28 protein-coding genes are annotated in these 23,487 nt (G+C 43.3%); 2 read left to right on the top strand and 26 right to left on the bottom strand.

Annotation, left to right across the window (positions count from 1 at the left end; genetic code table 11):
• Positions 1 to 6 precede the first annotated feature (6 nt).
• The 4 genes from ACTNBR_RS04535 to ACTNBR_RS04520 form a co-directional block, all read right to left on the bottom strand.
• Positions 7 to 921: a substrate-binding domain-containing protein gene (locus tag ACTNBR_RS04535; RefSeq protein ID WP_441016656.1), complete on the bottom strand. Its 915-nt coding sequence runs from the start codon at positions 919 to 921 to the stop codon at positions 7 to 9.
• 245 nt (positions 922 to 1,166) lie between these two features.
• Positions 1,167 to 1,814 (bottom strand): GTP pyrophosphokinase, encoded by a 648-nt coding sequence (locus ACTNBR_RS04530; protein ID WP_427806289.1) that lies wholly within the window; start codon positions 1,812 to 1,814, stop codon positions 1,167 to 1,169.
• Positions 1,815 to 1,904: 90 nt separating this feature from the next.
• Entirely contained in the window at positions 1,905 to 2,417 is a 513-nt protein-coding gene (locus tag ACTNBR_RS04525; protein WP_441016659.1) for a cysteine hydrolase family protein, read from the bottom strand.
• Positions 2,418 to 2,553: 136 nt separating this feature from the next.
• The gene (locus ACTNBR_RS04520; RefSeq protein ID WP_427806287.1) at positions 2,554 to 3,372 is read right to left on the bottom strand and encodes a glucosaminidase domain-containing protein; all 819 of its coding nucleotides are present in this window, start codon (positions 3,370 to 3,372) and stop codon (positions 2,554 to 2,556) included.
• Positions 3,373 to 3,505: 133 nt separating this feature from the next.
• On the opposite strand from ACTNBR_RS04520, the gene ACTNBR_RS04515 reads away from it, so the two are divergent.
• Both ACTNBR_RS04515 and ACTNBR_RS04510 read left to right on the top strand, forming a co-directional pair.
• A complete protein-coding gene (locus ACTNBR_RS04515) occupies positions 3,506 to 3,769 on the top strand; it encodes a hypothetical protein (protein WP_427806286.1) in 264 nt (87 codons plus the stop codon).
• Positions 3,770 to 3,811: 42 nt separating this feature from the next.
• Complete coding sequence (locus ACTNBR_RS04510) at positions 3,812 to 4,117, top strand: hypothetical protein (RefSeq protein ID WP_427806285.1); 306 nt, start codon at positions 3,812 to 3,814, stop codon at positions 4,115 to 4,117.
• Between the two features lie 22 nt (positions 4,118 to 4,139).
• Here the strand turns inward: ACTNBR_RS04510 and ACTNBR_RS04505 are convergent, their stop codons facing one another.
• From ACTNBR_RS04505 to ACTNBR_RS04400, 22 genes are all read right to left on the bottom strand, one after another.
• Positions 4,140 to 5,516, bottom strand: coding sequence for an ABC transporter permease (locus ACTNBR_RS04505; protein WP_427806284.1), 1,377 nt, complete (start codon positions 5,514 to 5,516; stop codon positions 4,140 to 4,142).
• The gene (locus tag ACTNBR_RS04500) at positions 5,473 to 7,029 is read right to left on the bottom strand and encodes a COG1361 S-layer family protein (protein WP_427806283.1); all 1,557 of its coding nucleotides are present in this window, start codon (positions 7,027 to 7,029) and stop codon (positions 5,473 to 5,475) included. Before ACTNBR_RS04500 ends, ACTNBR_RS04505 begins: the two co-directional genes overlap by 44 nt.
• The gene (locus tag ACTNBR_RS04495; protein WP_427806282.1) at positions 7,026 to 7,790 is read right to left on the bottom strand and encodes an ABC transporter ATP-binding protein; all 765 of its coding nucleotides are present in this window, start codon (positions 7,788 to 7,790) and stop codon (positions 7,026 to 7,028) included. The genes ACTNBR_RS04500 and ACTNBR_RS04495 overlap by 4 nt, the downstream gene beginning before the upstream one ends.
• Before the next feature lie 110 nt (positions 7,791 to 7,900).
• A complete protein-coding gene (locus ACTNBR_RS04490; RefSeq protein WP_427806281.1) occupies positions 7,901 to 8,434 on the bottom strand; it encodes an AAA family ATPase in 534 nt (177 codons plus the stop codon).
• Positions 8,435 to 8,568: 134 nt separating this feature from the next.
• Positions 8,569 to 10,209, bottom strand: a complete 1,641-nt coding sequence (locus ACTNBR_RS04485; RefSeq protein WP_427806280.1) for a Na/Pi cotransporter family protein — start codon at positions 10,207 to 10,209, stop codon at positions 8,569 to 8,571.
• A gap of 13 nt (positions 10,210 to 10,222) precedes the next feature.
• Positions 10,223 to 10,738 carry an NUDIX hydrolase gene (locus ACTNBR_RS04480; RefSeq protein WP_427818873.1) on the bottom strand — a complete coding sequence of 172 codons (516 nt, stop codon included), beginning with the start codon at positions 10,736 to 10,738 and terminating at the stop codon, positions 10,223 to 10,225.
• A 76-nt stretch (positions 10,739 to 10,814) separates the two neighbouring features.
• Positions 10,815 to 11,171: a SpoVA/SpoVAEb family sporulation membrane protein gene (locus tag ACTNBR_RS04475; RefSeq protein WP_427806278.1), complete on the bottom strand. Its 357-nt coding sequence runs from the start codon at positions 11,169 to 11,171 to the stop codon at positions 10,815 to 10,817.
• Positions 11,172 to 11,231: 60 nt separating this feature from the next.
• Complete coding sequence (locus ACTNBR_RS04470) at positions 11,232 to 12,242, bottom strand: stage V sporulation protein AD (protein WP_427806277.1); 1,011 nt, start codon at positions 12,240 to 12,242, stop codon at positions 11,232 to 11,234.
• Positions 12,239 to 12,442 (bottom strand): hypothetical protein, encoded by a 204-nt coding sequence (locus tag ACTNBR_RS04465; RefSeq protein ID WP_441016662.1) that lies wholly within the window; start codon positions 12,440 to 12,442, stop codon positions 12,239 to 12,241. Before ACTNBR_RS04465 ends, ACTNBR_RS04470 begins: the two co-directional genes overlap by 4 nt.
• 103 nt (positions 12,443 to 12,545) lie before the next feature.
• Entirely contained in the window at positions 12,546 to 13,403 is an 858-nt protein-coding gene (locus tag ACTNBR_RS04460) for a cache domain-containing protein (protein WP_441016665.1), read from the bottom strand.
• Positions 13,404 to 13,450: 47 nt separating this feature from the next.
• Positions 13,451 to 14,764: an EAL domain-containing protein gene (locus tag ACTNBR_RS04455; RefSeq protein ID WP_441042674.1), complete on the bottom strand. Its 1,314-nt coding sequence runs from the start codon at positions 14,762 to 14,764 to the stop codon at positions 13,451 to 13,453.
• Positions 14,765 to 14,937: 173 nt separating this feature from the next.
• Positions 14,938 to 15,390, bottom strand: a complete 453-nt coding sequence (locus ACTNBR_RS04450) for a SpoVA/SpoVAEb family sporulation membrane protein (protein ID WP_427806271.1) — start codon at positions 15,388 to 15,390, stop codon at positions 14,938 to 14,940.
• 19 nt (positions 15,391 to 15,409) lie between these two features.
• Positions 15,410 to 15,826 (bottom strand): stage V sporulation protein AB, encoded by a 417-nt coding sequence (locus ACTNBR_RS04445; RefSeq protein ID WP_427806270.1) that lies wholly within the window; start codon positions 15,824 to 15,826, stop codon positions 15,410 to 15,412.
• A complete protein-coding gene (locus ACTNBR_RS04440) occupies positions 15,786 to 16,451 on the bottom strand; it encodes a stage V sporulation protein AA (RefSeq protein ID WP_427806269.1) in 666 nt (221 codons plus the stop codon). Before ACTNBR_RS04440 ends, ACTNBR_RS04445 begins: the two co-directional genes overlap by 41 nt.
• Positions 16,435 to 16,614, bottom strand: a complete 180-nt coding sequence (locus ACTNBR_RS04435) for a hypothetical protein (protein WP_427818870.1) — start codon at positions 16,612 to 16,614, stop codon at positions 16,435 to 16,437. The genes ACTNBR_RS04440 and ACTNBR_RS04435 overlap by 17 nt, the downstream gene beginning before the upstream one ends.
• Before the next feature lie 70 nt (positions 16,615 to 16,684).
• Positions 16,685 to 17,398: an RNA polymerase sporulation sigma factor SigF gene (gene sigF, locus ACTNBR_RS04430; RefSeq protein ID WP_427818869.1), complete on the bottom strand. Its 714-nt coding sequence runs from the start codon at positions 17,396 to 17,398 to the stop codon at positions 16,685 to 16,687.
• Positions 17,377 to 17,847, bottom strand: coding sequence for an anti-sigma F factor (gene spoIIAB / locus ACTNBR_RS04425; protein WP_427806266.1), 471 nt, complete (start codon positions 17,845 to 17,847; stop codon positions 17,377 to 17,379). The genes sigF and spoIIAB overlap by 22 nt, the downstream gene beginning before the upstream one ends.
• Complete coding sequence (locus tag ACTNBR_RS04420; RefSeq protein WP_427806265.1) at positions 17,847 to 18,161, bottom strand: STAS domain-containing protein; 315 nt, start codon at positions 18,159 to 18,161, stop codon at positions 17,847 to 17,849. Before ACTNBR_RS04420 ends, spoIIAB begins: the two co-directional genes overlap by 1 nt.
• Positions 18,162 to 18,292: 131 nt before the next feature.
• Positions 18,293 to 19,675, bottom strand: coding sequence for a tetratricopeptide repeat protein (locus tag ACTNBR_RS04415; RefSeq protein ID WP_427806264.1), 1,383 nt, complete (start codon positions 19,673 to 19,675; stop codon positions 18,293 to 18,295).
• Positions 19,676 to 19,686: 11 nt separating this feature from the next.
• The gene (locus ACTNBR_RS04410) at positions 19,687 to 19,821 is read right to left on the bottom strand and encodes a hypothetical protein (RefSeq protein WP_427806263.1); all 135 of its coding nucleotides are present in this window, start codon (positions 19,819 to 19,821) and stop codon (positions 19,687 to 19,689) included.
• The gene (locus ACTNBR_RS04405; protein WP_441016671.1) at positions 19,814 to 21,124 is read right to left on the bottom strand and encodes a bifunctional folylpolyglutamate synthase/dihydrofolate synthase; all 1,311 of its coding nucleotides are present in this window, start codon (positions 21,122 to 21,124) and stop codon (positions 19,814 to 19,816) included. Before ACTNBR_RS04405 ends, ACTNBR_RS04410 begins: the two co-directional genes overlap by 8 nt.
• Positions 21,125 to 21,148: 24 nt before the next feature.
• Positions 21,149 to 23,407, bottom strand: a complete 2,259-nt coding sequence (locus ACTNBR_RS04400; RefSeq protein ID WP_441016674.1) for an LTA synthase family protein — start codon at positions 23,405 to 23,407, stop codon at positions 21,149 to 21,151.
• Positions 23,408 to 23,487 lie beyond the last annotated feature (80 nt).

Here is a 23,487-nt window from a genome sequence, read left to right as displayed (position 1 = left end):
TATTATTTATTTAACGATTTCATCCCAGGCAACTGTTTCACCGGTAAAGATTGCTTTCACCTGATCACTTGTCAGTTCCTCTACCGGACTGTCATTATTTACGATTACTGCAATACCGTCTGTCGCAATTACGATAGAAGTAAGTTCCTGTGCTTCTTCATCCTTCAGTTCGCGGGATGCCATTCCGATGTCGCAGATGCCGCTCATTGCGGAAGTCATACCGGTTGTAGAATCACTCTGGTTGATTTCAATTTCAGCTCCGGAATTTACTTTCTGATATGCTTCTTTTAATTTCTCCATAACCGGTGTTACAGAAGAAGATCCTGCCACAACTACTTTACCGGTTGCTCCGTTTGATTCATATGGTTTTACATCATCAAGTGAAATGTATCCGTTCTCAGACACAACCTTCTGTCCTTCTTCGCTCAGAATGAAATTGATGAAATCCTGTGCGATGTCTGAAATCTCATCTTTTGTTGCAATGTTAAACGGTCTTGATACTTTGTATGTACCGGCTTTGATGTTTTCCTCTGTTGCTTCCGCACCGTCGATCTTCACCGCTTTCACGCTGTCTCCGAGAGATCCCAGTGAAACATATCCGATTGCATATTCATTGCCTGCTACGGTTGACATCATAACTTCTGTACTGTTTGTAATATTGGCATCCTCTGTTGTATGGTCTACCTTATTTCCGCTTTCATCTTTCTGCTCGATTCCGAAAAGTTCGATAAATGCTCCTCTTGTACCGGATCCGTCTTCTCTGGAAACTACCGTAATATCATTGGAAGCATCCCATTCTGCTGTCTGCTGTTTTCCTTCCCCTTCTGCTCCAGTCTCTTCTGATTTGCTTCCACATCCGGCTGCAAGAGCTCCGGTCATTGCCACTACTAATGTCATTGCTAATAACTTTCTCAGTTTCATAATTACCACTTTCCTCCATTTGGTTATTCCTGTTTTTCTTTACAGGTGATATCATATAGGAGTAATGTAAAATCCAAAACGGAGAGTATGTAAAGTGTTTGTAAAGTTTTCCGGGATTTAAAAGCGTCTCCGGATCTTTTTAGACGTATGCATGGCAGCACAAAAAGACATCCGGCCGTATTTTAGTCGGATGTCTTTCTATATATAACTCTGCGGGAAAACTCTCTGCAGATTTCTTATTCATTTCAGGTAGTATAGCGTTCTCCAGCCAATGCGGTGATTGCTTCATTCAGCGAAAGCATCTTATCATCCAGTGCAGATACCATATCCGCACATTCCCGTAATTCCTGACTGATATAGTCCGGTGCCTTTCCTTCAAATTTATAGTAGATTTTATGCTCCAGACTTGCCCAGAAATCCATAGCTATGGTCCGGATCTGGATCTCAACCTTCGTATCCACCACACTGTCCGAAAGAAAAATCGGCACAGACACCAGCATGTGATAACTTTTATAACCGCTTTCCTTCGGATTCTTAATATAATCCTTAATGGATAAAACTTTCAGGTCACTTTGTTTCCCAATCATCTCCGCGAGGCGGTAAATATCCGATGTGAACGAACAGATCAGCCTTACTCCCGCAATATCATTGACATATCGCACCATATTCTCAATGGAAGTCTCGTGCCCGTTCCGCTTCAGCTTCTTGACAATACTTTCCGGTGTCTTGATTCTGGTCTTAATATGTTCGATCGGATTGTAGCTGTGAACATGCTGGAATTCGTCATTCAATATTTCCAGCTTCGTTCCAACTTCCTTCAGTGCGGCATTATAAAGAAACATGACGGTCTTCCAACTGTCCACATCGTCATAATTCTTAAGTGCTGCTTGCATGTAGTTCTCTCCTTTACTTCTTATACTTCTTTCTGCTATAATGCATGCGGATTTCCCCTCTTTTCATATAACCCCGAAATCCAAAATACATTATAGAATATCAATCTGACACATTTTCATCGTTTCTAAAGCTGCCTTATGACTTTCCGGTGTAACCCCTGCACAGCAGGATGCATCTACGCTGATATTTGCCTCCGGCAATGCTGCTTTCAAGAGCAACGCATTGGACACAACACAAATATCCGTGCAAAGCCCTACCAATTCGATGTCCGTATATTTTCTCTGTGCTGCAAAATGTGCAAGCTGTGTACTTCCAAATGTAGGCTTGTCGATTACCTTCTCGGCATATGGTTTCAAAGCCCCAAGGATCTCCCATCCCGGAGTTCCTTCTACACAATGTACAACCGGAAGCTTTCTTCCTTCCTGTGTCTTTAGATAATCTTCTCCGTGTGTATCTCTGGTAAATACGATATCCGTCTCTTCTTCTTTCGCATCTTTCACTTTTTCCACTACGCCCGGTACGATTTCCACGGCCTCCGGTGTCCCGAGACTGCCATCAACGAAATCCTTCTGCATATCAACGACAACCAGTAATTTCTTCATCTTCACTTAGCCCCCTTAACACATAATTCTTTTATTCGAGAGCGTCCTTTCGCCTATCATCATGAATATTTAACGTGCGAGACATCTCTATACATATTGTATCATACTCTGACTTCCCTCTGTATTACTTTGAGAGTTATTTAATAAAAATTTTCGTATTCCACATATCATGGATCATTTCCACAATATCGTAACCATAGTTTTCACCGGTCGCCCATCCATATCCCTGCGGATTCTCTTTTTGCCCCAGCCATTCTACATAAGGTGCACATCCCTTCGTCACATAATCATAACGATCATCGACACATTCTTCAGCCAACGCTTCTGTTGTCGCATATGCTTTCAAATGCTGGATCTGGGCTCTGACTCCCGTACGCACATCCGGATAACTATTTCCCGGAACGCCTCCGCCTGTTGTACCGATCCCTGCAAAATTATATTGCGTGATCTTCGCATCACCACCATATTGAAGCCATCCTGTCTCTTTCATTGTCTGTGCAAATGCAACCTCTGGCCTTACTCCTTCCTGAACCGCTTCTTCATAATATATCCGGCAAAACGTCTCGATATCGGGAGCTCCTCCCTTGGCAAGCGCATCCGCCGGATAGCTTTCTCCACTCTCTTCAAAGTATTCCACCATCTGCCAGGTCTGGATGCTGCTTTCCCCCATGATCGGATACTGTCCGGGAACAATCGACGCCTCTATCGCTTCCGCCTCACTGCCCCCCGTCTCTGCCACACTGTTTTCTTCTGTTCCAACCCTTTCGTCTTCTTTCTCCGGCGTACATTCAAACTTTTCTGTCTGCTGTATTTTCACTTTGTTGTCGAACCTATTCAGAATCTTCTGTTCTAAAAGCATAGCTCCGCATACCAATGCCATCACCAGTATTGCGATCAATATCTGTACATTCTTTTTGCCTAATCTTTTTTCCAGCCTATTTATAATCTGTCTCATGCAATTTGTCCACCGCGCTTTCTTACTTTATAACTATTCTATTTTACACAAAATATTTCCATTATGAAAGGATTTACTTTCTCTTTTGAATTCGATATACTGAGAAAAGATTGATTGATAAGGAGTGTAAGTGATGTTCCGATTATGGGCGAAAGAATTTAAAGATAACCGTATGTTAAGAGATACTACCATCTGTGACGATAGCGATGATACAAGAACACATAAGATTTTTCGTGCATTGGACGAGGTCTGTTATGAATTTGATCTCAGCAAGCCGATCTGGCTGGATTCTACGATAAATGAATTTAAGCGGCATGCAAAGGCACGATTTTATCAGGATAATTTTGTGGATTCTATTGATTTTGATTATTTGGAGATTCATGTGATTGAAGAATAAGGGGGCCGTTGTAAAACAGACCCGGATGCTACGTTCATGCATATGAAAGACAATCACATGAGAAACGCCCAGTTAAAACCAGGATATAACGTGCAGATCGGTGTAGACAGCGAATATATTGTTGCAGCGGATTCCGGTTATGAAAGCGAAGAGGGTTATACATACCTGCGGGAGCAGAAACAAAAACCGTATATCAAACCGCAGACCTATGAAAAATGGAAAAACGCAGTTTCAAGCAGGATATCAGCAAACGTGAAAATATGGGATATAATGAAACAACCAATCAAGAGATTCCTTCCGGATTTTTGCACATATAGAGCGAGGGCATCGATCAATCATCTAATTTGATGATTTTGCGACACCCTCTTATTTACTCATTTCTAATAGCCGCCAGCGGGCTTAACCGCATTGCCCTTAGTGCAGGGAAATACCCCGCTACCATTCCGACCAGTACCGCAAATCCTATAGATGCAAGTGCCAGCCAGGGCGGAATATAAGAGATTCCGCTACTCATTCCCATCGCATCTCCGGCACTTCCTACAACAAAGTTGATCACACCGGATATTGCGAAGCTTAATATATTTCCGATCACTCCTCCAAGGAAACCGATGAATGCTGCCTCCAGAAGGAAGAGCTGCTTGATATTCTTTAAGCTGCAGCCCAGAACCTTAAATACACCGATTTCTTTTGTGCGTTCGTAGATAGACATCATCATTGTATTGGCAATTCCGATTGCTGCGACCAGCAGAGATACCGCTCCGATTCCCCCAAGAACCGCCTGAACAATAGCGAACTGTTTCTTCATACTCTCCATATATTCGATGTTGCTGTCTACATTGTATCCCAGTTCCCGAAGCGTATTGGAAACCTCTTCTACATGATCCAGATCATCCACTTTCACTCTGGCAGAAGAGTAAGCAAAGAATTTATATGGCTTACCCGTCTTTGTTGATGGCTGCCCCGGAATCACTCTTCCGGAAAACTCTTTTTTCAACATATTTTTCAACGTTGTCACATCACAATAAGCACTATAGTAAAATGGTGTATATGTTTCCACGTCTCCATCCACCACACCACTTGCCTTGACGACATGCTTTTTTGCAGTATGCGTAGTTCCGGACGAACCATCACCGTACCTCATATCATCATATGACTGCACATCCAGAATCAGGAACAGTGAATCCTTCTCCAGATCAATATCCGGAAGCTCACCTGTTTCCCAGTATCCGCTTCCTCCGTTTTTGTCATAAAACTGCATCAGTACACCGTTTCCATAGACCAGCTCCAATACATTGCCTCCCTCCTTCGGAAAGCTTCCGCCTTCCTTCAGAGGCATATTCTGTGCTTCCATTGCTTCTTTGGTGGTTCCGATCAGATTGATATAGCCCATGTATTTTCCCTTTAACGCATAGGCACTCATCTCATAGACCGGCGCAGCAAGGGTCACATGTTCCACACCCGCAATTTCCTTGATTGTATCATCGGTAATGTACTTGGTCGTATCATCTTCTTCACCGCCATAATACGTCATGGCATCACCGGCGCTTTTTCCGGTAACCGTGAGCATCGTAAGACCACCCGACTGTTCCACCTCTTCATACAGCGAACGCTGAAGTCCCATTCCCAGAGAAATCATAACAACGATAGAGGCTGTACCGATAATCACGCCCAGAACTGTCAGAAATGTCCGGAGCTTCCGTCTCTTAAGATTCCCGATGCTCATCCTCAATAAGTCTATGATACTCATCGACTAAGCCTTCCTCCTCTTCTTCCAGTCTGCGTTTTTTCTTCTTTTTCATGATCATTATTCCTACAACCACCGCCGCAATGATCAAAAGTCCTACAATAATCGGTATGATTGGAAGAGACGATTTCGATTCTTCCATCATGGTATCGTCCATGTTCATATCATCCATGATTGCTTCCATAATCTCAAGCTGAAACTCTTTCTCGGATTCCGTCACATTTCCGGATTCATCTTCATAGCTCAGTATCATTTTCATCGTCTCCGGACCGGCTGTCGCCTCTTCCGCCAGCAACATTCCGTCGATACTCGCCGTTGCTCCGGATTCTACATTTCCCACAAAAATTTCTTCCGTCTTAATACCGTTTCCTTCAAACCTTGCTTTCACGTTGTATAATTTGACTCTTCCGAGGTTATACAGCTCACACATAATGTTGGCTTCTTCCCCGACAGAAATCGTTGCCGGATTGATCTCGAACTCACTGAATTCAAATCTTGCATCCTGCTTGACCGGAATAGAAACCGAAGACATACTCTCGTACTGTCCGCCTTCCGAATCTTCATATTTCATCGATATTTCCACACTATACGGTTTCTGTACCAGATCTGATTTTGCATTCAGTTCAATCGAAATATCCTGTGTTCCGTTTGCCTTGATCTTCTCCAGATAAATGGAACTGGAACCGGAAGATGGGAGAAATGCCGGGGAAGCCGTCTCATCACTTCCCTCTGTAGGCGAACTCAGATCAAACAGCATATTACTGACCGCCGTCTTCTTGGAAGTATTTTTCAAATGAATCGTCAGGCGGAAATCGCTTCCTGCCTTCACTTCTGCCGGATTCGTTGAAAATCCGGTCACGATCACACGCGGAGTTGATACGTTTCCGCCTCCGGAGGATCCTCCGTCTATATTTGTGATACCGCCTGCATCCCCATAGTTTGTTGGAAGGTCGTCAACGCTCGTTCCAGTATTTCCGGACGGTTCCTGTGTCGTCTGTCCGCCCTGATTATTCTGACCGGACTGATTGTCCTGTGATTTTTCTTCTTCCTTCGCAATCGTCTTTACATAAATTCCATATTCGCCGTCAATTTTTCTGCCGGATTCATCATCCGCTTCTGCCGTAAAGTCAAACGGCAGTTTATAATATGTAAGGCTGACATTTTCACGGGCAGTGAACTCAAATTCTACCGTCAGTTTCTCACCCGGTTCCATATGATCGATACCATAAGTATAATCTTTGTTCTCAATCTCAAACGGCCATTCTTCAATCTTTTCACTGACCCTTGGTGTAATCCGTATATTTTTCAGATTCACACCTCCCGTATTCTGGGCAGTCAGTTTCAGTTTCTTCGTTTCCGAATACTTATAACTTAAAATCGTATTATCGGCTGCCTGCACGCTCAGCATGGGAATCCCCACAGAAGTTTCTTCCGCTCTTGCCGGAATTGCCGGCACCACTCCCATCAGAACTGCCAGGCAAATCATGATTGCTCCCAGTTTTCTCAATTTTTTCATACTCTCTGCTCCTTGTTTTCTGCTTTTTTCTCTTTCTTCTCTTCCTTCAGCGTCTGAAGTGCCTCTTTCCTGCCTCTGTTATCCTCGATTCGTACAATTTCTCCATCTATAATGTGAAAGACTCTGTCCGCATAAGTGGCAAGATGATCGTCATGCGTAACCATAACCAGGGTTTTGTTCTGTTTGCGTACCACATCCTGCATCAGCTTCATCACCTCTTCGGAGGTGTGCGAATCCAGATTGCCTGTCGGTTCATCCGCAAATATGATCTTCGGGTTCACGACCAGTGCTCTGGCGACCCCGACTCTTTGCTGCTGTCCGCCCGACATCTGGTTCGGAAGATGTTTCTTATGTTTCTTCAGATTGACCAGCTCCAGCATTTGATCTGCCTTTTTCAATCTACTCGTCCTTCCCTCCCCTCTGAAAGTAAGTGGCAGCGCCACATTTTCCAGAGCATTCATTGTACCGATGAGGTGAAAGGACTGGAAGATAAATCCTACATTATCCCGCCGGAAACTGACCAGTTCGTCTTCCTTTAGCTTTTCAATATGCTGACCGCCTATGATGATTTCTCCCTTTGTGGGCTTTTCAAGTCCTGCCAGCATATTCAGAAGTGTGGATTTTCCGGATCCGGATGTCCCGACTATCGCACAGAATTCACCTTGATGGATCTCAAAGTCAACACCATTCAGCGCACGAACCACACTGTCTCCGACGCGGTAGAGTTTATACAGATTATGTACTTCGATAACATTCTCCATGAAACTCCTCCTCTCACAAAGTTATGTACTCAGTATATAGGATAATTCTACACAAAAAACGGTGAAATTAGTTAAGATTATCTTAATTTTCCGCAGAAGGAACAGACAGACTATCTTCTTGCCCGATACATAGCTGCCAGCGTATCCACCACGTCCTGAATATCCATGAGACTAACATTAAATAACATCTGGTGAGATTCAATGCTCCCCCATGTATTTCCGGTATGCTTCTCATAGTATTCTTTTCGTTCCGCATCGGTTTTCTTGATTTTTTCCCATGCTTCTTCTTCATTCAGATTATAGATTCTCATGATTCTGTGAATTCTGTCCCTGATCTCCGCATAAACAAAAGCATTCAGGCAGGTATGCCGCCCTTCCAGAATGTAATCCGCACATCGCCCGATAATGATACAGGGCTCTTTATCTGCCAGCTTACGGATCAGATCAGATTGTATCTGAAAGACTTCTTTACTGAGCTGCCCTTCATCGGACTGATCCGGCAAAAGCCCCATTTCTTTGGTTGCCATCTGAATCAGGTTGCGGTCATAAAGGGGTATGCCGAGTCTGTCGGACAAACGCTTCCCGACTTCGTGTCCACCGCTTCCGAATTGCCTTCCAATAGTAATAATCACATTTTTTTTCATACTGACCGCCTCCCATTTTATCTGAAAATAGTTGATTATATTATACAATATTCTATCTTTTGCCGCAATCACGAGAAGAAAAAACAGACAGCTTTTCTCAAAGAAATCCTGTCTGTTTTACAAAGTCTGATCGATTAATTATGTGCTTCCAACACTTCTTCCGCAATATTTCTTGCATGATCGGAAATACGTTCCATGCATACAAGCGTATCCAGAAATACAATACCTGCTTCTGTATTGCACTGGTTGTTCGTCAGCCTTTCGATATGTTTTGCGCGAAGCGAGATCTCCATTCCATCCGCTTCCGTCTCTTTCTCAATTGTCTTAAGTGCGCTGTCCTTGTCGTTTTCTTCAAACGCCTTCAACGCGTTCAGATAACTATCTGTACAAACCTCTATCATCTCTGTCAGATGTTCTCTTCCCACTTCTGAGAACATCACCTTTTTCTCAGCCAGAGCTTCTGCAAATTCGGAAATATTCTCACAGTAATCACTGATACGTTCCATATCAGATACGACCTGAAGGATGTGGGCAACATCCTGATGTTCTCTCTGACTGATCTGCAGTGAAGTCAATTTGATCGCATAAGATGTAATTCCGGCACTCAGCTTATCGACAGTCTCTTCATCCTCCCTAAGAAGCTGAATTTCGTCTTCATTCAATGAGAACAAGACATCTTTGGCCACCTGTAGTGACTTTTCAACAATATGTCCCATTCTGATAACTTCTGAAAACAGAGACTGAAGTGCAAGACTCGGCGTCTCCATCATACGTTCATCAAGGAGTACCATACTGTCATCTTTTTCACCATCCTCGACTTTACCGATCTTCTTCGCAAGTTTAATAATATAATCGGAAAGTGGGAAAAGCATTACAGTTGTCGCAATATTGAATATCGTATGCACCATACTGATCTGTGTCTGCGTTATTGTTCCTGTTGCCCATGCGGGGTTTACTGTTTTCAAGTAAATGATTGCCACAATACTGAATAAGACGGTTCCTATAATATTAAACAGAAGATGCATCAGCGCTGCTGTCTTGGCATTCTTCTTCGCTCCCATACTTGAAAGGATCGCAGTCACACATGTACCGATATTCTGACCCATGATGATATAGATTGCAGCACCGAAAGGTACCAGTCCCGCTGCAGCAAGACTCTGCAGGATTCCGACCGATGCAGAAGAACTCTGGATGACAGCCGTCACAACCGCGCCTGCAATAATACCAAGTATCGGATTGTGTCCCAATTTCACAAAAATACTGCAGAACGCCTCTGAATCCTTAAGTGGTGCAACGGATGCGGACATCGTTGAGATTCCGACAAACAGAAGTCCAAACCCGATCACGATACTGGAAACATCTTTTGATGAACGCCGCTTTCCGGTCAGCATAATGATAACACCAAGCATGATCGCAAGCGGCGCAAGCGTAGACGGACTCAGGAACTCGGCCCATTCCACACTGGACACCAGCCAGCCGGTGATCGTTGTACCTACATTGGCTCCCATGATAACACCCATGGCCTGCTGCAGATTCATGATTCCGGCATTGACAAAACCGACCACCATGACCGTTGTGGCGGAAGAACTCTGGATTACTGCCGTGATAAATGCTCCTAGAAGCACACCGAAAAACTTATTTTTCGTCAAGACTCCCAACAGTGATTTCATGCGGTCCCCGGCAGCATTCTCCAGTCCCTGTGCCATGATCTGCATTCCATAGATAAACATTCCCAGTCCCCCGACAAAGGGGATGATAATACTTACATAATCCATGCTTTTTCTCCTCTTATGTATGATTGTTTGAAATGTCAGACTGCCCTGTTTCCGTACATTCCGGTATGATTCGGTGTCCGTTCAGGATAACCTCTTTTAATACGTCACCACAATAACAGAGCTTCATAGAGAAGAACGGAGCATTTTCATTCAAAAGCCGGAAGAAAATCTTATCTCCTTCCCACAGATTCAGTTTTTCAACATCCTGCTTTTTCACCCACTTCAGTGTACCTTCCCGACACTCACCGATCTCACCGGTATAACCATCTGCCGTGTACAAAAAAATATACTCTGATTCCCATCCTTCACTCAAAAAAGTCAGGACACCGCGCAGGCGGTAGGAAGTAAGACGCAGTCCCGTCTCTTCCCATACCTCCCGCAGCAGACATTCTTCCGGACTTTCATCCGGCTCAAACTTTCCACCGACTCCAATCCATTTATCTTTATTTACATCATTTTTCTTTTTGACACGATGAAGCATCAGATAAGAATCTTCATTTTCAATATAGCATAGTGTTGTTAATACCATTGTTCCGTCCTCATTTCAGACATTTTCCGTCAATTTTGATTGTATCATTCTTTATACGAGAACACAATGAAGTTTTTTATTTCTTCATCTTCGGCTCAAAAATCCAGGATGCCAGATATCCGAATACAAGAGCAGCACAGATCCCTACCGCGCTGGCCTTAAATCCTCCCATGAAGATTCCGATAAATCCGTTTTGATCGACTGCCTCTTTTACGCCCTTCCACAATGTATTTCCAAATCCCAGAAGCGGCACGCTCACACCGGCACCCGCATATTCCTGCAAGGGTTTGAAAATCTGGGTAAATCCCAGAATACAGCCTGTCACAACCAAAAACACCATAACCCTTCCGGGCATCATCTTCGTACGATCCAGCAGAATCTGTGCCAGTGCACAGAGCAGCCCGCCTACCCAGAATGCATTCACATAATCCATTTGTCTCTCCTCCTGTCTCTGTTACATTTTCTTATGCCTCATCCAATCTGCTTTTTCCTTCTAACAGTGTTCCAGAATGATTCCATGTGCGATTCCCGGTACGCTTTCTCCTTCGTTATAGCTGACGGTAGACATCAGTGCGCCGGTCGGTACAAATAAGATTCGCTTCCACTCACCCTTTTCCAGTTTTGGAAGAATATATGCAGACAGTGTTGCCGCCGCACATCCGCAGCCGCTTCCTCCGGCATTGGTGTTCTGTGTTTTCTGGTCAAAGATCAGCATTCCGCAGTCCATATGATTTTCTTTGATATCTTCTCCGTTTTTACGGATCAGGTCAAATAATATCGTCTGTCCTACATATCCCAGATCTCCGGTTATGATCCGGTCATAATCACTTGTCTGATATCCGAAATCCGCAAGATTCTGCAAAATCGTATCACAGGCCGCAGGCGCCATACAGGCTCCCATATTTTGTGAATCCTTCATACCGTAATCCACTATTTTTCCAATTGTCACACCACCGATTCGCACATGACTCTTCTTTTTGCCCACAAGAAATGCTCCGCTTCCGGTCACAGTCCAAGACGCGGAAAGCGGCCTCTGATTCGCATATCCAAGCGGAAACCGGAACTCTTTTTCCGCACTCCCGAAATGACTGGAGGTTACTGCCAGAACCTGCTCTGCGTAACCTCCTGCTACCGTCATTGACGCAAGTGCAATCGCCTCCCCGGAGGTAGAACAAGCTCCAAAAAGTCCGAACATGGGTATTTTCAGCTCCTCCACACCCATTGAAGTTGCAATTCCCTGGCGAAGCAGATCACCGCCAAAGAGATACCGAATCTCTTCCGGCATAACTCCTGCCTTTTTCATCGCAAGCTGACAGGCCATAGTCTGCATCGTGCTTTCCGCCGCTTCCCATGTCTGCTCTCCAAACAGATCGTCGTCTGACGCAATATCAAATTTTTTTCCCAGCGGACCTTCACTCTCTTTCTTTCCAACTACCGAGCCGCTGCTGGTAAGAAACGGAGATTCTCCAAATAAAATGCTCTGCATCCCTTTCATGTGATTCATTGCCGGCACCCCATTTCTTCCTGTGCCAGACGGTTCACAAGATTCTCCATTTCATTTTTAGATTTCACTCGTCTGCTTTCTTCTTCTACACTCCTTTTCTGCATTTCATCCATATTGGAAAATGCTTTCATCGCCTTCTCATTCATTGCCAGATTCATTGTAAAACCGATCGGCAATTCTCTTGCATTTCTTTCTTCCATACTTCTTTCTCCTGTCATTTCATCCTGATAAATCAGATAATCTTTTAAGTCATCTTCTAAAATGATTTTCTTACCTGCATAGTATAACTCATATCTTTCGTTTCTAAGCTGGAAACATTATCCAATCTATTCCATGATCCGGCATCAGCACCACTCCGACCGAGGAGCTGTCAGGAATCGGCGTGAGCACTCCAATCTCCTCGTTCTGGCCACGGTTGATTGCATACAGAATCTCTTCATTTTTCTTCATTTTTTCCAGCACCTGTGTGCTGTTATGTACTTGTGGATTGTCCTTATCAAATCGGACCATATCCAACGTTTCTATCAAACTCTTTTCTTTTAGTGTAATTCCATATCTGACGATATAATTACCATCGCTGTCCAGCAGGAATAAATATTTAGCCTGTTTCTCCTCCAGAATCTGATTAAACAGTTCCATATCATCCAGCGGAATTTCACCATACAGAACTCCCTTTATCCTTTCATCCTCATCCATAATCGTAACCGCAATGACAGCCATAAGTTCTTCTTTTTTCTCGGTAATATACTGCCTGCCATTCACCGCCTCCTTGAAGAACTGCCTGTCCTTCACCTGAGTCTTTTCTCCTGTTGACAGAAATGTATTTCCCTCCAAATCCGCTATGCCGAAAACACCGAAATCCATATCCGGAAGTTCCATCAACCGTTCAAAAAATTCCAGACATGTTTCCTGATCTGTAAGTTCCTGCTTGCTAAGCAACAACGCATCCTTGATAAGTGCCACAAAATACTGATCAATCTGATTCTGTACGATCAAAGAATGCTGTTCGTTCGTATATCTCAGATTCTCATATCCCTGATTCGTCTCATGCCGCATCACAAGCATACTGAAATCAAACAGTGAACCGACCAGAAAGAGAACTGCCAAAATAAAGACTAGAAGGTAACCATATTTTTTATTCTCTCTAAACCACTTTTTCATCTCATTCCCTCCGTCATTATCGGAAGAATAAACCCCAATTTCAGAAGTTATTTTCCAATAACCTTCTCCACCGAAAGCATCAGTAGTTCTCTGTTCATTTCATTATCATCAACAATCAGAATCGAATATTTTTCTCCACTACATATTTTCAATATTTCTTCTTCCTTCGCAATCACATCAACCGATGCTTTGCTTTCTGTCTTTTTATCCAACAGCTGTTCAAACTCCTCATACGGTACAGGTTTTGCGTAGTAATATCCCTGCACATAATCGCAGCCGAAACTTTTCAGCTTTTCAATCTGCTCTTTCGTCTCCACGCCTTCTGCAATCGTAGACAGATTCAGCCATTTTGACAAGCTAATGATAAACCCAAGAATATTTTTCCGGTCATTGGAGTTCTTTTGTATGATCTGCTGCGGTTCATCGGTGTAAACCGATTCCGTGATTTCCAGATGCAGATATTTTCGTTCAATCTCATACTGATCTGCAAGATGGGTGATCCTTTCTACGAGTCCCGGCAATTCAAAATCCACCCGCGAAACATTGACAGAGATTGGAATCATCGTTCTGTTTTCCTCTTTCCATTTTCTCAGTATTTTACATGCTTCCTCCCACACATAATAATCTACTTTTACAATAAATCCATTTTTTTCAAATAACGGAATGAACTCCCCCGGAGACATAAATCCCATTTCCGGATGGATCCATCGCACCAATGCCTCTGCTCCGATGATATTCTCTGTATTGATATCATATTTTGCCTGATAATAAACCTGAAACTGGCGTTCTTTTAACGCTCTTTCCATCGTATCAAGGATTTGCTGTTCACGAAGAAGTGTTGCACGAAGAGAGTCATCGTACATAGCTACATTTTTACCGTACATCTTTTTGATACGGTTCAGCGCCAGTACAGCTCTGTCGCACATCCCGGACGGTACGATTCTGCGATCTACATGCTCATATATTCCATATTTGATCACCAGATTTCGAAATTCCATCTCATTCTCATTTTCTCCAAACTGCCATAGAATCCGTTCCTTCCAGCTTCCGTCACCATGCCGGATCAGCATAGCAAATACATCTCCATGCATACGGGTACAGATTCCTTCTCCATTCAGAAGTCTCTGATACTTATCCGCCAGGTAGCAAAGCACTTTATCTCCATTTTTGATTCCAAAACGTTCATTGACCACTTTAAAGTTCTCTACGTCTGCTACGACCATATCATACTGCGTATCCGGATCTTTCTCCAGAATGTCTGAGACCTGCAAGTAAAACGCTTCTCTGCTGCAAAGCCCGGTAAGATGATCGCACTCATTGTTATGCGTTCTTTCACTTTGCATTCTATTTCCCGTTTTCACAGTACCCCTCCCCGATCTTTTGTCCTTTCATATCTTTGATACAATACTCCTTTCAGCAGCATGATTGCCCAAAATGCCACTATATGTTTCATTTCACCAAAATATGCTGTGTTTTACTAGATAAACATGAGCACTTTTTCCATTTTTACACACGAAACTAATAAAGGAGTGGCTTACACCACTCCGGTCACTGTTCCGATCCAATATATGATTCCTAATACCCAGCTTGTAAAGATTCCATATAGAATGACCGGTCCAGCTATCGTAAAGATCTTACATCCGATTCCCATGACCTGTCCTTCTTTCTTATACTCGATTGCCGGTGCAGCTACTGAGTTGGCAAATCCCGTAATCGGCACAAGCGCACCTGCTCCTCCCCAGTCTGCAATCTTCGGATACACTCCGATTCCGGTGAGGATCACACTCAAAAGCACCAAAATCATAGAGCACCACCCTCCACTCGTATCTTGATCCAATCCCAGCATTTCACAATAGTTCAGAATCCCCTGCCCTATCACGCAGATCACTCCTCCTGTCACAAAAGCTTTTGCCATATCCGGTCCCAGCTTTCTTACTGGAGTTCTTTCTTTTACATACTTTTCATAACCATTCTGTTTCATTTGCATCCTCCAACCACATTCTTTTTTACCATCTCATGTAGAAATACCAGATTGCTCCGATTCCTTTTCCGAGTGCCATCCCCAGAATCAGAAACGGAATACACTTTATCAATTTTATTCTTCGCACAAAAATAGGAAAAATATTCAGCACCTCCGCCAGTGCCATAGACCAGCAGCCCACGAAGATTCCGGAGAATAATCCGAACACAGACAGCAGCCATCTTCCCCCCGGAATCCAGATCTGATAGACCCAGAAGAGATTTCCCAGAATTCCTCCGGCTGCTATACAGTCCTCATACCACAGAATCTTTTCTCCTGTATGGGTTCGATCGGCAAAATCCGAAACAACTCCTAATCCGATGATAAATGAGAACAGTCCTGCTGCCGTTCCCATTCCGGCACTAAGCCCCAGTATTCCCAGAAGAATCTGTTTTCCCCACATCCAGCTCCATCTCCTTTCTGGAGTATGCCTCGATCAGAGTTGACTGTATATCGTTTTCATAGAGCCGCATTTCCACTTCCATAGGCGTCGGATCTACAGAGAACCTCTTTCCTCCAAAATGATTGAAAAATACCAGTATCCCTATAATCAGACCAATACTGTATGTGAGTTCCAGCAGAGAAAAGCCGTCTGACGGATGCCCCATTACCTGACTGTAGATCTGACCGAACATTTTCGTTATTCCGACATCATTATTAAACGACATGATGGAAAAAGCAGCTCCCAGAAATGTAATCCCCGAAATAACGCAGACTTTGGCCAGATGATACAGCCGGTTTTGCTTTTTCGGGTTTTCATATGTGATGATAAGATCGATCTCTCCTTCATTCTGAATCGTCAGGTTCGGATATTCCTTATGAATGCATTCAATCACTTTCAGAACCGATATAACAAAACGATGCTGCCCTTTTTCAGGAATTTTCAGAATCCGCAGAGTTTTGACCTTATTCAGCACATTCTGATTACTGCATTCCATAGAAAGTAAATCTCCCAACGTCACTTCCAGCTTTGATACCTCTGTGTTTTTTTCCCCTTTTATATACAAAATATCATTTCCGGATGCCATAGCAGTTGTCCCCTTCCCATCCATACATTTTTGCAACCAGAGTCCCCTCTGTCCGATCGTCCGAGTATTCCATGGTCTGAAAATAGTAAACTGCTCCGATAATGACCGCAAACATCAAAACTGCCAGCAGTAAGATGCGGATCCTTCTTTTTGTTTTTTCCATAATCCACACACCTCTCTTTCTGCTGGTAGTATGTCATCTTTTTTGTAAAATATGCAGTTTTCTTGTTTTTTTATAGTTGTCTCCTGAGCTCTTCCAATATCTTTTTCTCCATTCTTGACACCTGAACCTGAGAAATTCCCAGTTGTTCTCCAACTTCTGTCTGAGTCTTGTCCGCAAAATATCGAAGATAGATCAATTGTCTTTCCTCCTTTCCGAGCTGCTCTAGCAGTTCTCTGAACAAAATTCGTTCCAGTACCCGGTCTTCTCCAGATTCCTGCTCTTTCAGCTTGTCCAGAAGTTGAATCTCCTGCCCATCTTTCTGATAAACCGTTTTGTGAATCGATTCCACTTCTGCATTTGCTTCCATAGCCATGACCAGATCTTCCTTTTCTACCCCCATACACTCTGCAAGTTCATGGAGCATTGGCTCTCTTCCCCATTTTCTCTGTAATTCCTCCTGACATGCAAAAGCCTTGTATGCCAGCTCTTTTAGAGACCTGCTTACTTTGATCATTCCGTCATCTCTCAAGAAACGTTTGATCTCTCCTGAAATCATTGGAACTGCATAAGTTGAAAATTTCACATCATAAGACAGATCAAATTTATCAATTGCTTTTAAAAGACCGATACTTCCAATCTGAAACAGATCCTCCGCTTCTGCGCCTCTTCCATAAAATCGTTTTACCACACACCAGATTAGTCCGGTATTCTCTTCCACCAATTGTGCTCTCGCTTCTTCATCTCCTTCGTGAGATTTTTGGATTAAAGCGAGCGTGTGTTCCATATTTGATTACTGTCTCCTGTTGTTTTTTTCATTTTAACGATCGTCCCTTCGCCGGGAATGGATTCTACTTCTACTTTGTCCATAAACGCTTCCATAAATGCAAACCCCATACCGGAACGATCCTGCTCCGGTTTCGAAGTATAAAGTGGCTCCATCGCTCTTTGAACATCTTCAATTCCGATTCCATAATCTTCCACTTCTAAGTAAAGTTCCCTTCCTGAAACACAACAATAAATTCGTATTTTGCCTTTTTCCTTCTCATAGCCGTGAATAATCGAATTTGTAACGGCTTCGGAAACTGCTGTTTTCACATCGGACACTTCCTCCAGAATCGGATTCATCTGTGTCATAAATGCCGCCACGGCAACTCTTGCAAATCCTTCGTTTTCTGACAGGCTGTCAAATACCAGCTCCATCTCATTTTTCTTTCCCTCTGCTGCATATTCCATTACTCCATATCCTCCTCATAAAGCTGCATAATTTTGGTTACCCCTGACATATTCAGGATTTTCTTCATGCGTTCTCCCACATGAACCGCCCAGACTTCACCTCCGAGAAGATAGATCTGCCTATATCTTCCCATAATGACTCCAATCCCGGAGCTGTCCATAAAATTCGTACTGCTAAAATCAAATATCACATGCTTAATATGCTTCTTTGCAATGACCTGATCGGCCTCTTTTCTGATTTCTTCCGCATTGTGATGATCCACCTCCTTTGGCAGAAAAATCGTCAGACAATTTTCTTCAACCTGATACTGCATAGATACTCCTCCTTTTATTAATTCACGCCCAACGGACGCTTTTGTCATATGCCTTACCACAGAACCAAAAGAAAAAGGATATGCATATCCGCATATCCTTCTCTCTCGTATATTATGATAATGATTTTCCTCTATTCTGTTCCTGTATTTCCCGTCTGGCTGCCATCTGCTGTATTTTGTCCGTCATTCTGTGACGATGCTGTATTCATTGCATCCAGAGCACTCTGGGCATCTGTCGCAGCCTGTGTTCCTGAATAATCTGATACGACCTTCCCATATGCTTCTTTCGCCTTATCAGCATCACCGCTGCCGGCATATGCATCTCCCAGAAGTTTCATAGCCTCACCATCGCTATAACCTGCCTCCATTCTGACGACCTTCTCCAGATTCGTGACTGCATCTGCATAATTGCTTTCATTCAGATTCTCCTTTGCCCGTGCAAGAAGGCGTGAACACATCGTCGGGAAAAGCTCTCCTGAGATTTCATCATAGATAGCTTTTCCTTGTTCGCCCAGCGCATCCGGGCTCACCGTAAACAGTCCATCCAACATGTCTGCATTACTGGTTGCTCCGCCTTCGTACTGCTCCGCCACCTTCATCAAAGCCTCATAACTTTGCTGTGTGGACTGGGCAGTCTGCAATGCATTTTCTGCCTGATCACTGGTATTCCGATAACTTTCCAGTTCTTTTTTCAATGTCTCAATCTGTGTATCGCGCGACTCCACCTCTTCACTCAATGCAATCACATTCCGGTTCGCATTTTCTGTACGTTTCTGGTTGACAGCAGGCGATATAAGAAACCAGACTACTGCTGCCCCGACCAGAATGCCAATCAGAATGTTGACAATCGTCAGCACAGCCGCATTATCTTTAAGGCTCGCAGATACCGGCTGGATGATCGTTTCATTTCCGAGATTATAGGTTACCGTCTGTTCCTTCTCTTCTTTCAGCTTTGCCACTTTCTGACTTCGCATCTGTGTCAATTCATGCATATACGCAAGTGTGATCTCGTTGGTAATGTCCATCTTATGCGCACGTCGCAAGATCTGCCTTGCCTTAGCATACTGCTCTGTATGAAGGTATAAAAGTGCAAGAAGCTGATGCGCCTTCAGGAAACTCGGATGCGCTGCAATGACCTTTTTAAGCTGTATGATTGCAAGATCCTCTCCATTCTGGCGACAATATAGAAGGCACTGATTGTATTTGTGAATCGCCTGATTGATCGTCTCCAGCTCACTCGGTGTCTCCTGTACTTTTTTAATATAGTAATTGGCAATATTCTCATAAGACTTGAAATTCTTACTGATGATCCACTCCACCAAAGCCTCTACCACTTCGCCTCGGCCATAATACACAAGTCCCAATAGATTTCTTGCCGCAATATTCTCTCTGTTATATTGTAAACTCCTCCTCAAAGACAAAATAGCCCCGGACAGATCCCGGATTTTTGCCTTTTTCAGACCATCATTGTACCAGTAATTTGACTGATACGCAAACTTCTGTAAATAATCCATGAAACTCTCCCCTATTTTGCTTTTTCAAGCATCTCCCGCAAAATATCTGTCATATCCGTCAAATCTTCTTCATAAACAGCTTTTTCAATCTCTTCCACTTCCAGACTTGGTTTAAATTTCTTCAGTTCTTCTTCAAAATTAAGCATGTCTGCCTCCTATCAGCCTTTTCAGCTCACCAATCAGATACAAAGAACCAAGGCAATACAGCCTTCCATTCTTTCCTTTCTCTTCTATTGCACGTTCAAATGCCTCACTAAGAGACGCTTCTTCCAGAACCGGCTTTTCCGTATATTTCTCAAATACTTCCGCCAGGGTCCTGGCATCTGCCCCTCTTTTATCTTCCAGTTTTGTTATAACATATACGTCTGCATCCACATCCTGACAAAGCACCTTGATCATATGTTCATAATCTTTATCCGAAACAGCCGAAAATAAAATGACCAGTTTATCTTTCAATAAATTCCCTGCTTTTTTCTGCTCCCGGATACTTTCCGCGAATCGGTTTATTGCAGCCAGATTATGTGCCCCATCCAGAACGACATTCTTCATAACTGTTTCCATTCTTCCCGGCCAGTATGTGGCAGCCACTGCGGCCTTCCATTTCTCCGTGTCTGCCTCATCACCCAATATGGACCGCATCGCCATAATGGCTATTCCTGCATTCATAACCTGATAAATGCCGGTACTTTCAACCTGCCATTTGGTATTACTATCATACTCACTACAAATAGAAAAAGCAATATGTTTGTCCGTAATTTCCTGAATTTCGAACGCATCTTTCCCGATTTCTTTACATGGTGCACCGACATTTGCTGCCATTCGACGGATTACGGCAGCTGCTTCCGGACAGCTTCCATCGAAGAAAACCGGAACCTTTGCCTTTATGATCCCGGCCTTTTCTGCAGCAATCTGTTCCAACGTATCCCCCAGAATCTCTGTATGATCCATTCCAATGGAAGTAATCACCGTAAGACACGGATGTGCAAATGAATTTGTCGCATCCAGACGTCCTCCCAGCCCGGTCTCCAGAATCACATACTCTGTCCCGGCATCTTCAAATGCTGTCATTCCCATTCCGTACAGAAATTCAAAATACGAGGGGTGTCCGATTCCTTCCTCTTCCATTTCATTCACGACACCCTTCACACTGTTAAATATTTTTTCAAATTTTTCATCTGTAATGTCGATTCCGTTAATTTTGATTCTCTCATTCATTTTTTCTAAATGAGGGGATGTAAAAAGTCCAACACTTTTCCCCTCAGAAAGAAGAATCGCCTGCATATATGCGCAGACGCTCCCCTTTCCATTCGTCCCTGCCACATGAATGATTTTTCTGTTGTGACAGGGACTTCCAAGTCTTCTCAAAAAATCCCGAGTATGTTCTAATGTGTGTTTTTTCGTAAATTTAGGTATCTCTTCTATATAATGAATAATTTCTTCGTAATTCACGCTTTCCCCTCACTGTGCAGAATGTTACTGATTTTCCTCCGTTTCCGGCTCTTTTTCTGCATCTGTATCCTTCACTTCAGAAACTGTCGTACCCTGATCTCTTTCCAGTTGCTGCTTCAGCTCATCTGTATATTTTAATAGGTTTCCACTCATCCAGATATATTCCGCAGATGTGCGGAATATCGTATTGCTGGATCCCACCTGACTAACTGTTATAATATCGCCCTCTTCCAGTTTGCTTTCCGGAAGTTCAATTCGCGTATTATTCAAAAATGTGCTCTTCTGCTTCTCTCCGTTAATATAAACTTTACTCCATTTCGTAAAGTTTGTTCCATAGAGGCTGTAACTTCCATTCAGATTACTATTCAGTCCGGTCAGCGTCACTTCTTTAATTCCCATTTCCATATGGCCTTCCGTAATCGGAAGCTCTCCCTCATACACATACTGTTTTCCATAAAGTATATCATACTGCAGAAGTTCCAGATCTAGCAGATAATCCTTCGTCTTTCTTCTCTGCTGATGGTAATTAAATACTGTTCCGGAATGCAGTCCCAACCGTTCCATCACATCGGCCATAATCTGATATGCCGGTATATTGCGATCCTGCTTCTCAAGTCCAAGATTATCCCAGATCACATAATTCGTATTATAGAGATAACGGCTCTTCAGATCCTTTGCCTCCAGTCCCATTGTCGGAAGATGGTCACCATAGAAAACAATGACCGTAGGCTCTCCCCGCTCTTCCATCATCTTCACCAGATTTCCGGCAAACTGATCCATCTCATATACCTGATTGACATAATATTCCCAGGCATTATTCTTTTCCTCAGTTTCCATTCCGCTGACTGTGATCCTCGGATTCTCGATCAGCTTCGTCTCCGGGTAATTTCCATGGCCCTGCACACTAATGGTAAAGACAAAATCCTGCTGTTCTGTTGAATCCAACGCATCCGCAATATGCGTTAGAAGAATATCATCCTTGGCCCATCCGTTTTCAGTCAACTGAAGAATATTCATAAATTCTTTACTGGTAAATGTATCAAATCCAATATTGTTAAATACTTTTGCACGACTGTAGAAATTTCCGCCGTTGTTATGAATCGCATGTGTACCATATCCGAACTCGGCAAATGCAGTGGCTGCACTCTCTGCCGTCTGATTCTTGAGAACCGTTTTATACGGATATTCTCCCGGGCCGAAATAACGCAGGTTCATCCCCGTCAGCACCTCAAATTCCGTGTTCGCCGTGCCGGCACCTACAGAAGGCACTTTAAAATACCCGGAAGAATACTCTTCAAACATCTCTCTAAGATTTGGCAACGGATCCATCGATGTCTGAAGTGCTTCATACTCAGAAGTGTCAAAGAATGACTCCAGCTGCACAAAAAGCACATTCGGCATAACATCCGTATCAGCAGTACTCTCTGTCAGTTCTCCGTTATTGCTGATTCTCTGAATTGTATCTTCATTATAATCATTCGGCTGCGAAATTCCTGTATTAAACAGGCTCGCGGCAAAGCAATATGGAAGTCCATAATCCTCATAGGCAAACGCAATATTCCCAAAATATGTGGAAACAACTCTGTTTTCAACTGCCAGATCTGTCACCAGAGAATATGCTCCAAAGCTCACAATAACACCTGCAAGCGCAAGAAGACGGTGCATTTTTCCTTCATATTGCCCTCCTCTTCGCCACATGGCAACACCCCATACCAAAAGTGCACTCACACCGACTGCAATCATGATCAGTTCAAACGGGGAAAAATAATTAGTAAAAAGCGATAGGCCTTCTTTAAAAGTCTTCAAATCCTGGGCATTAAAAGGCGTAACTCGTTTCAACAGCATGATGCCATTGCAGACCCCCAGGAACAACCATACCACGCTGATAATAATTCTTGCAAACACCCTCCGCCGTACCAGATATACAACGGTAAAAGTGACAAATATCATAAATGCATTATAGGAAAATACAAGCGGTGACTCTGTCATGTAATCCCATGCTTCTATCAAAGAATGTCTTGATAAGGCTTCAATTATAAAATTGATCAGAATTGCCCAGATTGCGTGAAGAAACAGCGAGAAACGATTCATCAGCCGGTAATACGGTGCCATCTTTCTGGAAAATTCACTGTTTCTTCGCTCCTCCAGAATCCTTTCCCGGCGTTCATGCTTCATTTTCCAGTAATCCTTGATGTCTTCCATTCTTAAATTCTTCAGTTTTTGAATACTTCCACTGATATCAGGTTTCTTGAATTTGAATTTCTTAAACTGAATTTTTTTCATAAAACAACCTCTTGTATTCCTCTCTTTTTACGTTTTTATGCACCATTCAGGCAGATACCTTCCGGCATCTGCCTGCCATA

Source organism: Bariatricus sp. HCP28S3_F11 (genome assembly GCF_052065395.1).
Lineage (GTDB): Bacteria > Bacillota > Clostridia > Lachnospirales > Lachnospiraceae > Allocoprococcus.
This window is presented reverse-complemented; position numbering and strand designations above follow the sequence as displayed.

Excerpts from the sequence above, each read along its gene's own strand:
- ACTNBR_RS04535 (WP_441016656.1), bottom strand. The coding sequence starts at position 921 with ATGAAACTGAGAAAGTTATTAGCAATGACATTAGTAGTGGCAATGACC.
- ACTNBR_RS04530 (WP_427806289.1), bottom strand. The coding sequence starts at position 1,814 with ATGCAAGCAGCACTTAAGAATTATGACGATGTGGACAGTTGGAAGACC.
- ACTNBR_RS04525 (WP_441016659.1), bottom strand. The coding sequence starts at position 2,417 with ATGAAGAAATTACTGGTTGTCGTTGATATGCAGAAGGATTTCGTTGAT.
- ACTNBR_RS04520 (WP_427806287.1), bottom strand. The coding sequence starts at position 3,372 with ATGAGACAGATTATAAATAGGCTGGAAAAAAGATTAGGCAAAAAGAAT.
- ACTNBR_RS04515 (WP_427806286.1), top strand. The coding sequence starts at position 3,506 with ATGTTCCGATTATGGGCGAAAGAATTTAAAGATAACCGTATGTTAAGA.
- ACTNBR_RS04510 (WP_427806285.1), top strand. The coding sequence starts at position 3,812 with ATGAAAGACAATCACATGAGAAACGCCCAGTTAAAACCAGGATATAAC.
- ACTNBR_RS04505 (WP_427806284.1), bottom strand. The coding sequence starts at position 5,516 with ATGAGTATCATAGACTTATTGAGGATGAGCATCGGGAATCTTAAGAGA.
- ACTNBR_RS04500 (WP_427806283.1), bottom strand. The coding sequence starts at position 7,029 with ATGAAAAAATTGAGAAAACTGGGAGCAATCATGATTTGCCTGGCAGTT.
- ACTNBR_RS04495 (WP_427806282.1), bottom strand. The coding sequence starts at position 7,790 with ATGGAGAATGTTATCGAAGTACATAATCTGTATAAACTCTACCGCGTC.
- ACTNBR_RS04490 (WP_427806281.1), bottom strand. The coding sequence starts at position 8,434 with ATGAAAAAAAATGTGATTATTACTATTGGAAGGCAATTCGGAAGCGGT.
- ACTNBR_RS04485 (WP_427806280.1), bottom strand. The coding sequence starts at position 10,209 with ATGGATTATGTAAGTATTATCATCCCCTTTGTCGGGGGACTGGGAATG.
- ACTNBR_RS04480 (WP_427818873.1), bottom strand. The coding sequence starts at position 10,738 with ATGGTATTAACAACACTATGCTATATTGAAAATGAAGATTCTTATCTG.
- ACTNBR_RS04475 (WP_427806278.1), bottom strand. The coding sequence starts at position 11,171 with ATGGATTATGTGAATGCATTCTGGGTAGGCGGGCTGCTCTGTGCACTG.
- ACTNBR_RS04470 (WP_427806277.1), bottom strand. The coding sequence starts at position 12,242 with ATGAATCACATGAAAGGGATGCAGAGCATTTTATTTGGAGAATCTCCG.
- ACTNBR_RS04465 (WP_441016662.1), bottom strand. The coding sequence starts at position 12,442 with ATGGAAGAAAGAAATGCAAGAGAATTGCCGATCGGTTTTACAATGAAT.
- ACTNBR_RS04460 (WP_441016665.1), bottom strand. The coding sequence starts at position 13,403 with ATGAAAAAGTGGTTTAGAGAGAATAAAAAATATGGTTACCTTCTAGTC.
- ACTNBR_RS04450 (WP_427806271.1), bottom strand. The coding sequence starts at position 15,390 with ATGCAAATGAAACAGAATGGTTATGAAAAGTATGTAAAAGAAAGAACT.
- ACTNBR_RS04445 (WP_427806270.1), bottom strand. The coding sequence starts at position 15,826 with ATGTGGGGAAAACAGATTCTTCTGGGAATACTGGGGCTTAGTGCCGGA.
- ACTNBR_RS04440 (WP_427806269.1), bottom strand. The coding sequence starts at position 16,451 with ATGGCATCCGGAAATGATATTTTGTATATAAAAGGGGAAAAAAACACA.
- ACTNBR_RS04435 (WP_427818870.1), bottom strand. The coding sequence starts at position 16,614 with ATGGAAAAAACAAAAAGAAGGATCCGCATCTTACTGCTGGCAGTTTTG.
- sigF (WP_427818869.1), bottom strand. The coding sequence starts at position 17,398 with ATGGAACACACGCTCGCTTTAATCCAAAAATCTCACGAAGGAGATGAA.
- spoIIAB (WP_427806266.1), bottom strand. The coding sequence starts at position 17,847 with ATGGAATATGCAGCAGAGGGAAAGAAAAATGAGATGGAGCTGGTATTT.
- ACTNBR_RS04420 (WP_427806265.1), bottom strand. The coding sequence starts at position 18,161 with ATGCAGTATCAGGTTGAAGAAAATTGTCTGACGATTTTTCTGCCAAAG.
- ACTNBR_RS04415 (WP_427806264.1), bottom strand. The coding sequence starts at position 19,675 with ATGGATTATTTACAGAAGTTTGCGTATCAGTCAAATTACTGGTACAAT.
- ACTNBR_RS04410 (WP_427806263.1), bottom strand. The coding sequence starts at position 19,821 with ATGCTTAATTTTGAAGAAGAACTGAAGAAATTTAAACCAAGTCTGGAA.
- ACTNBR_RS04400 (WP_441016674.1), bottom strand. The coding sequence starts at position 23,407 with ATGAAAAAAATTCAGTTTAAGAAATTCAAATTCAAGAAACCTGATATC.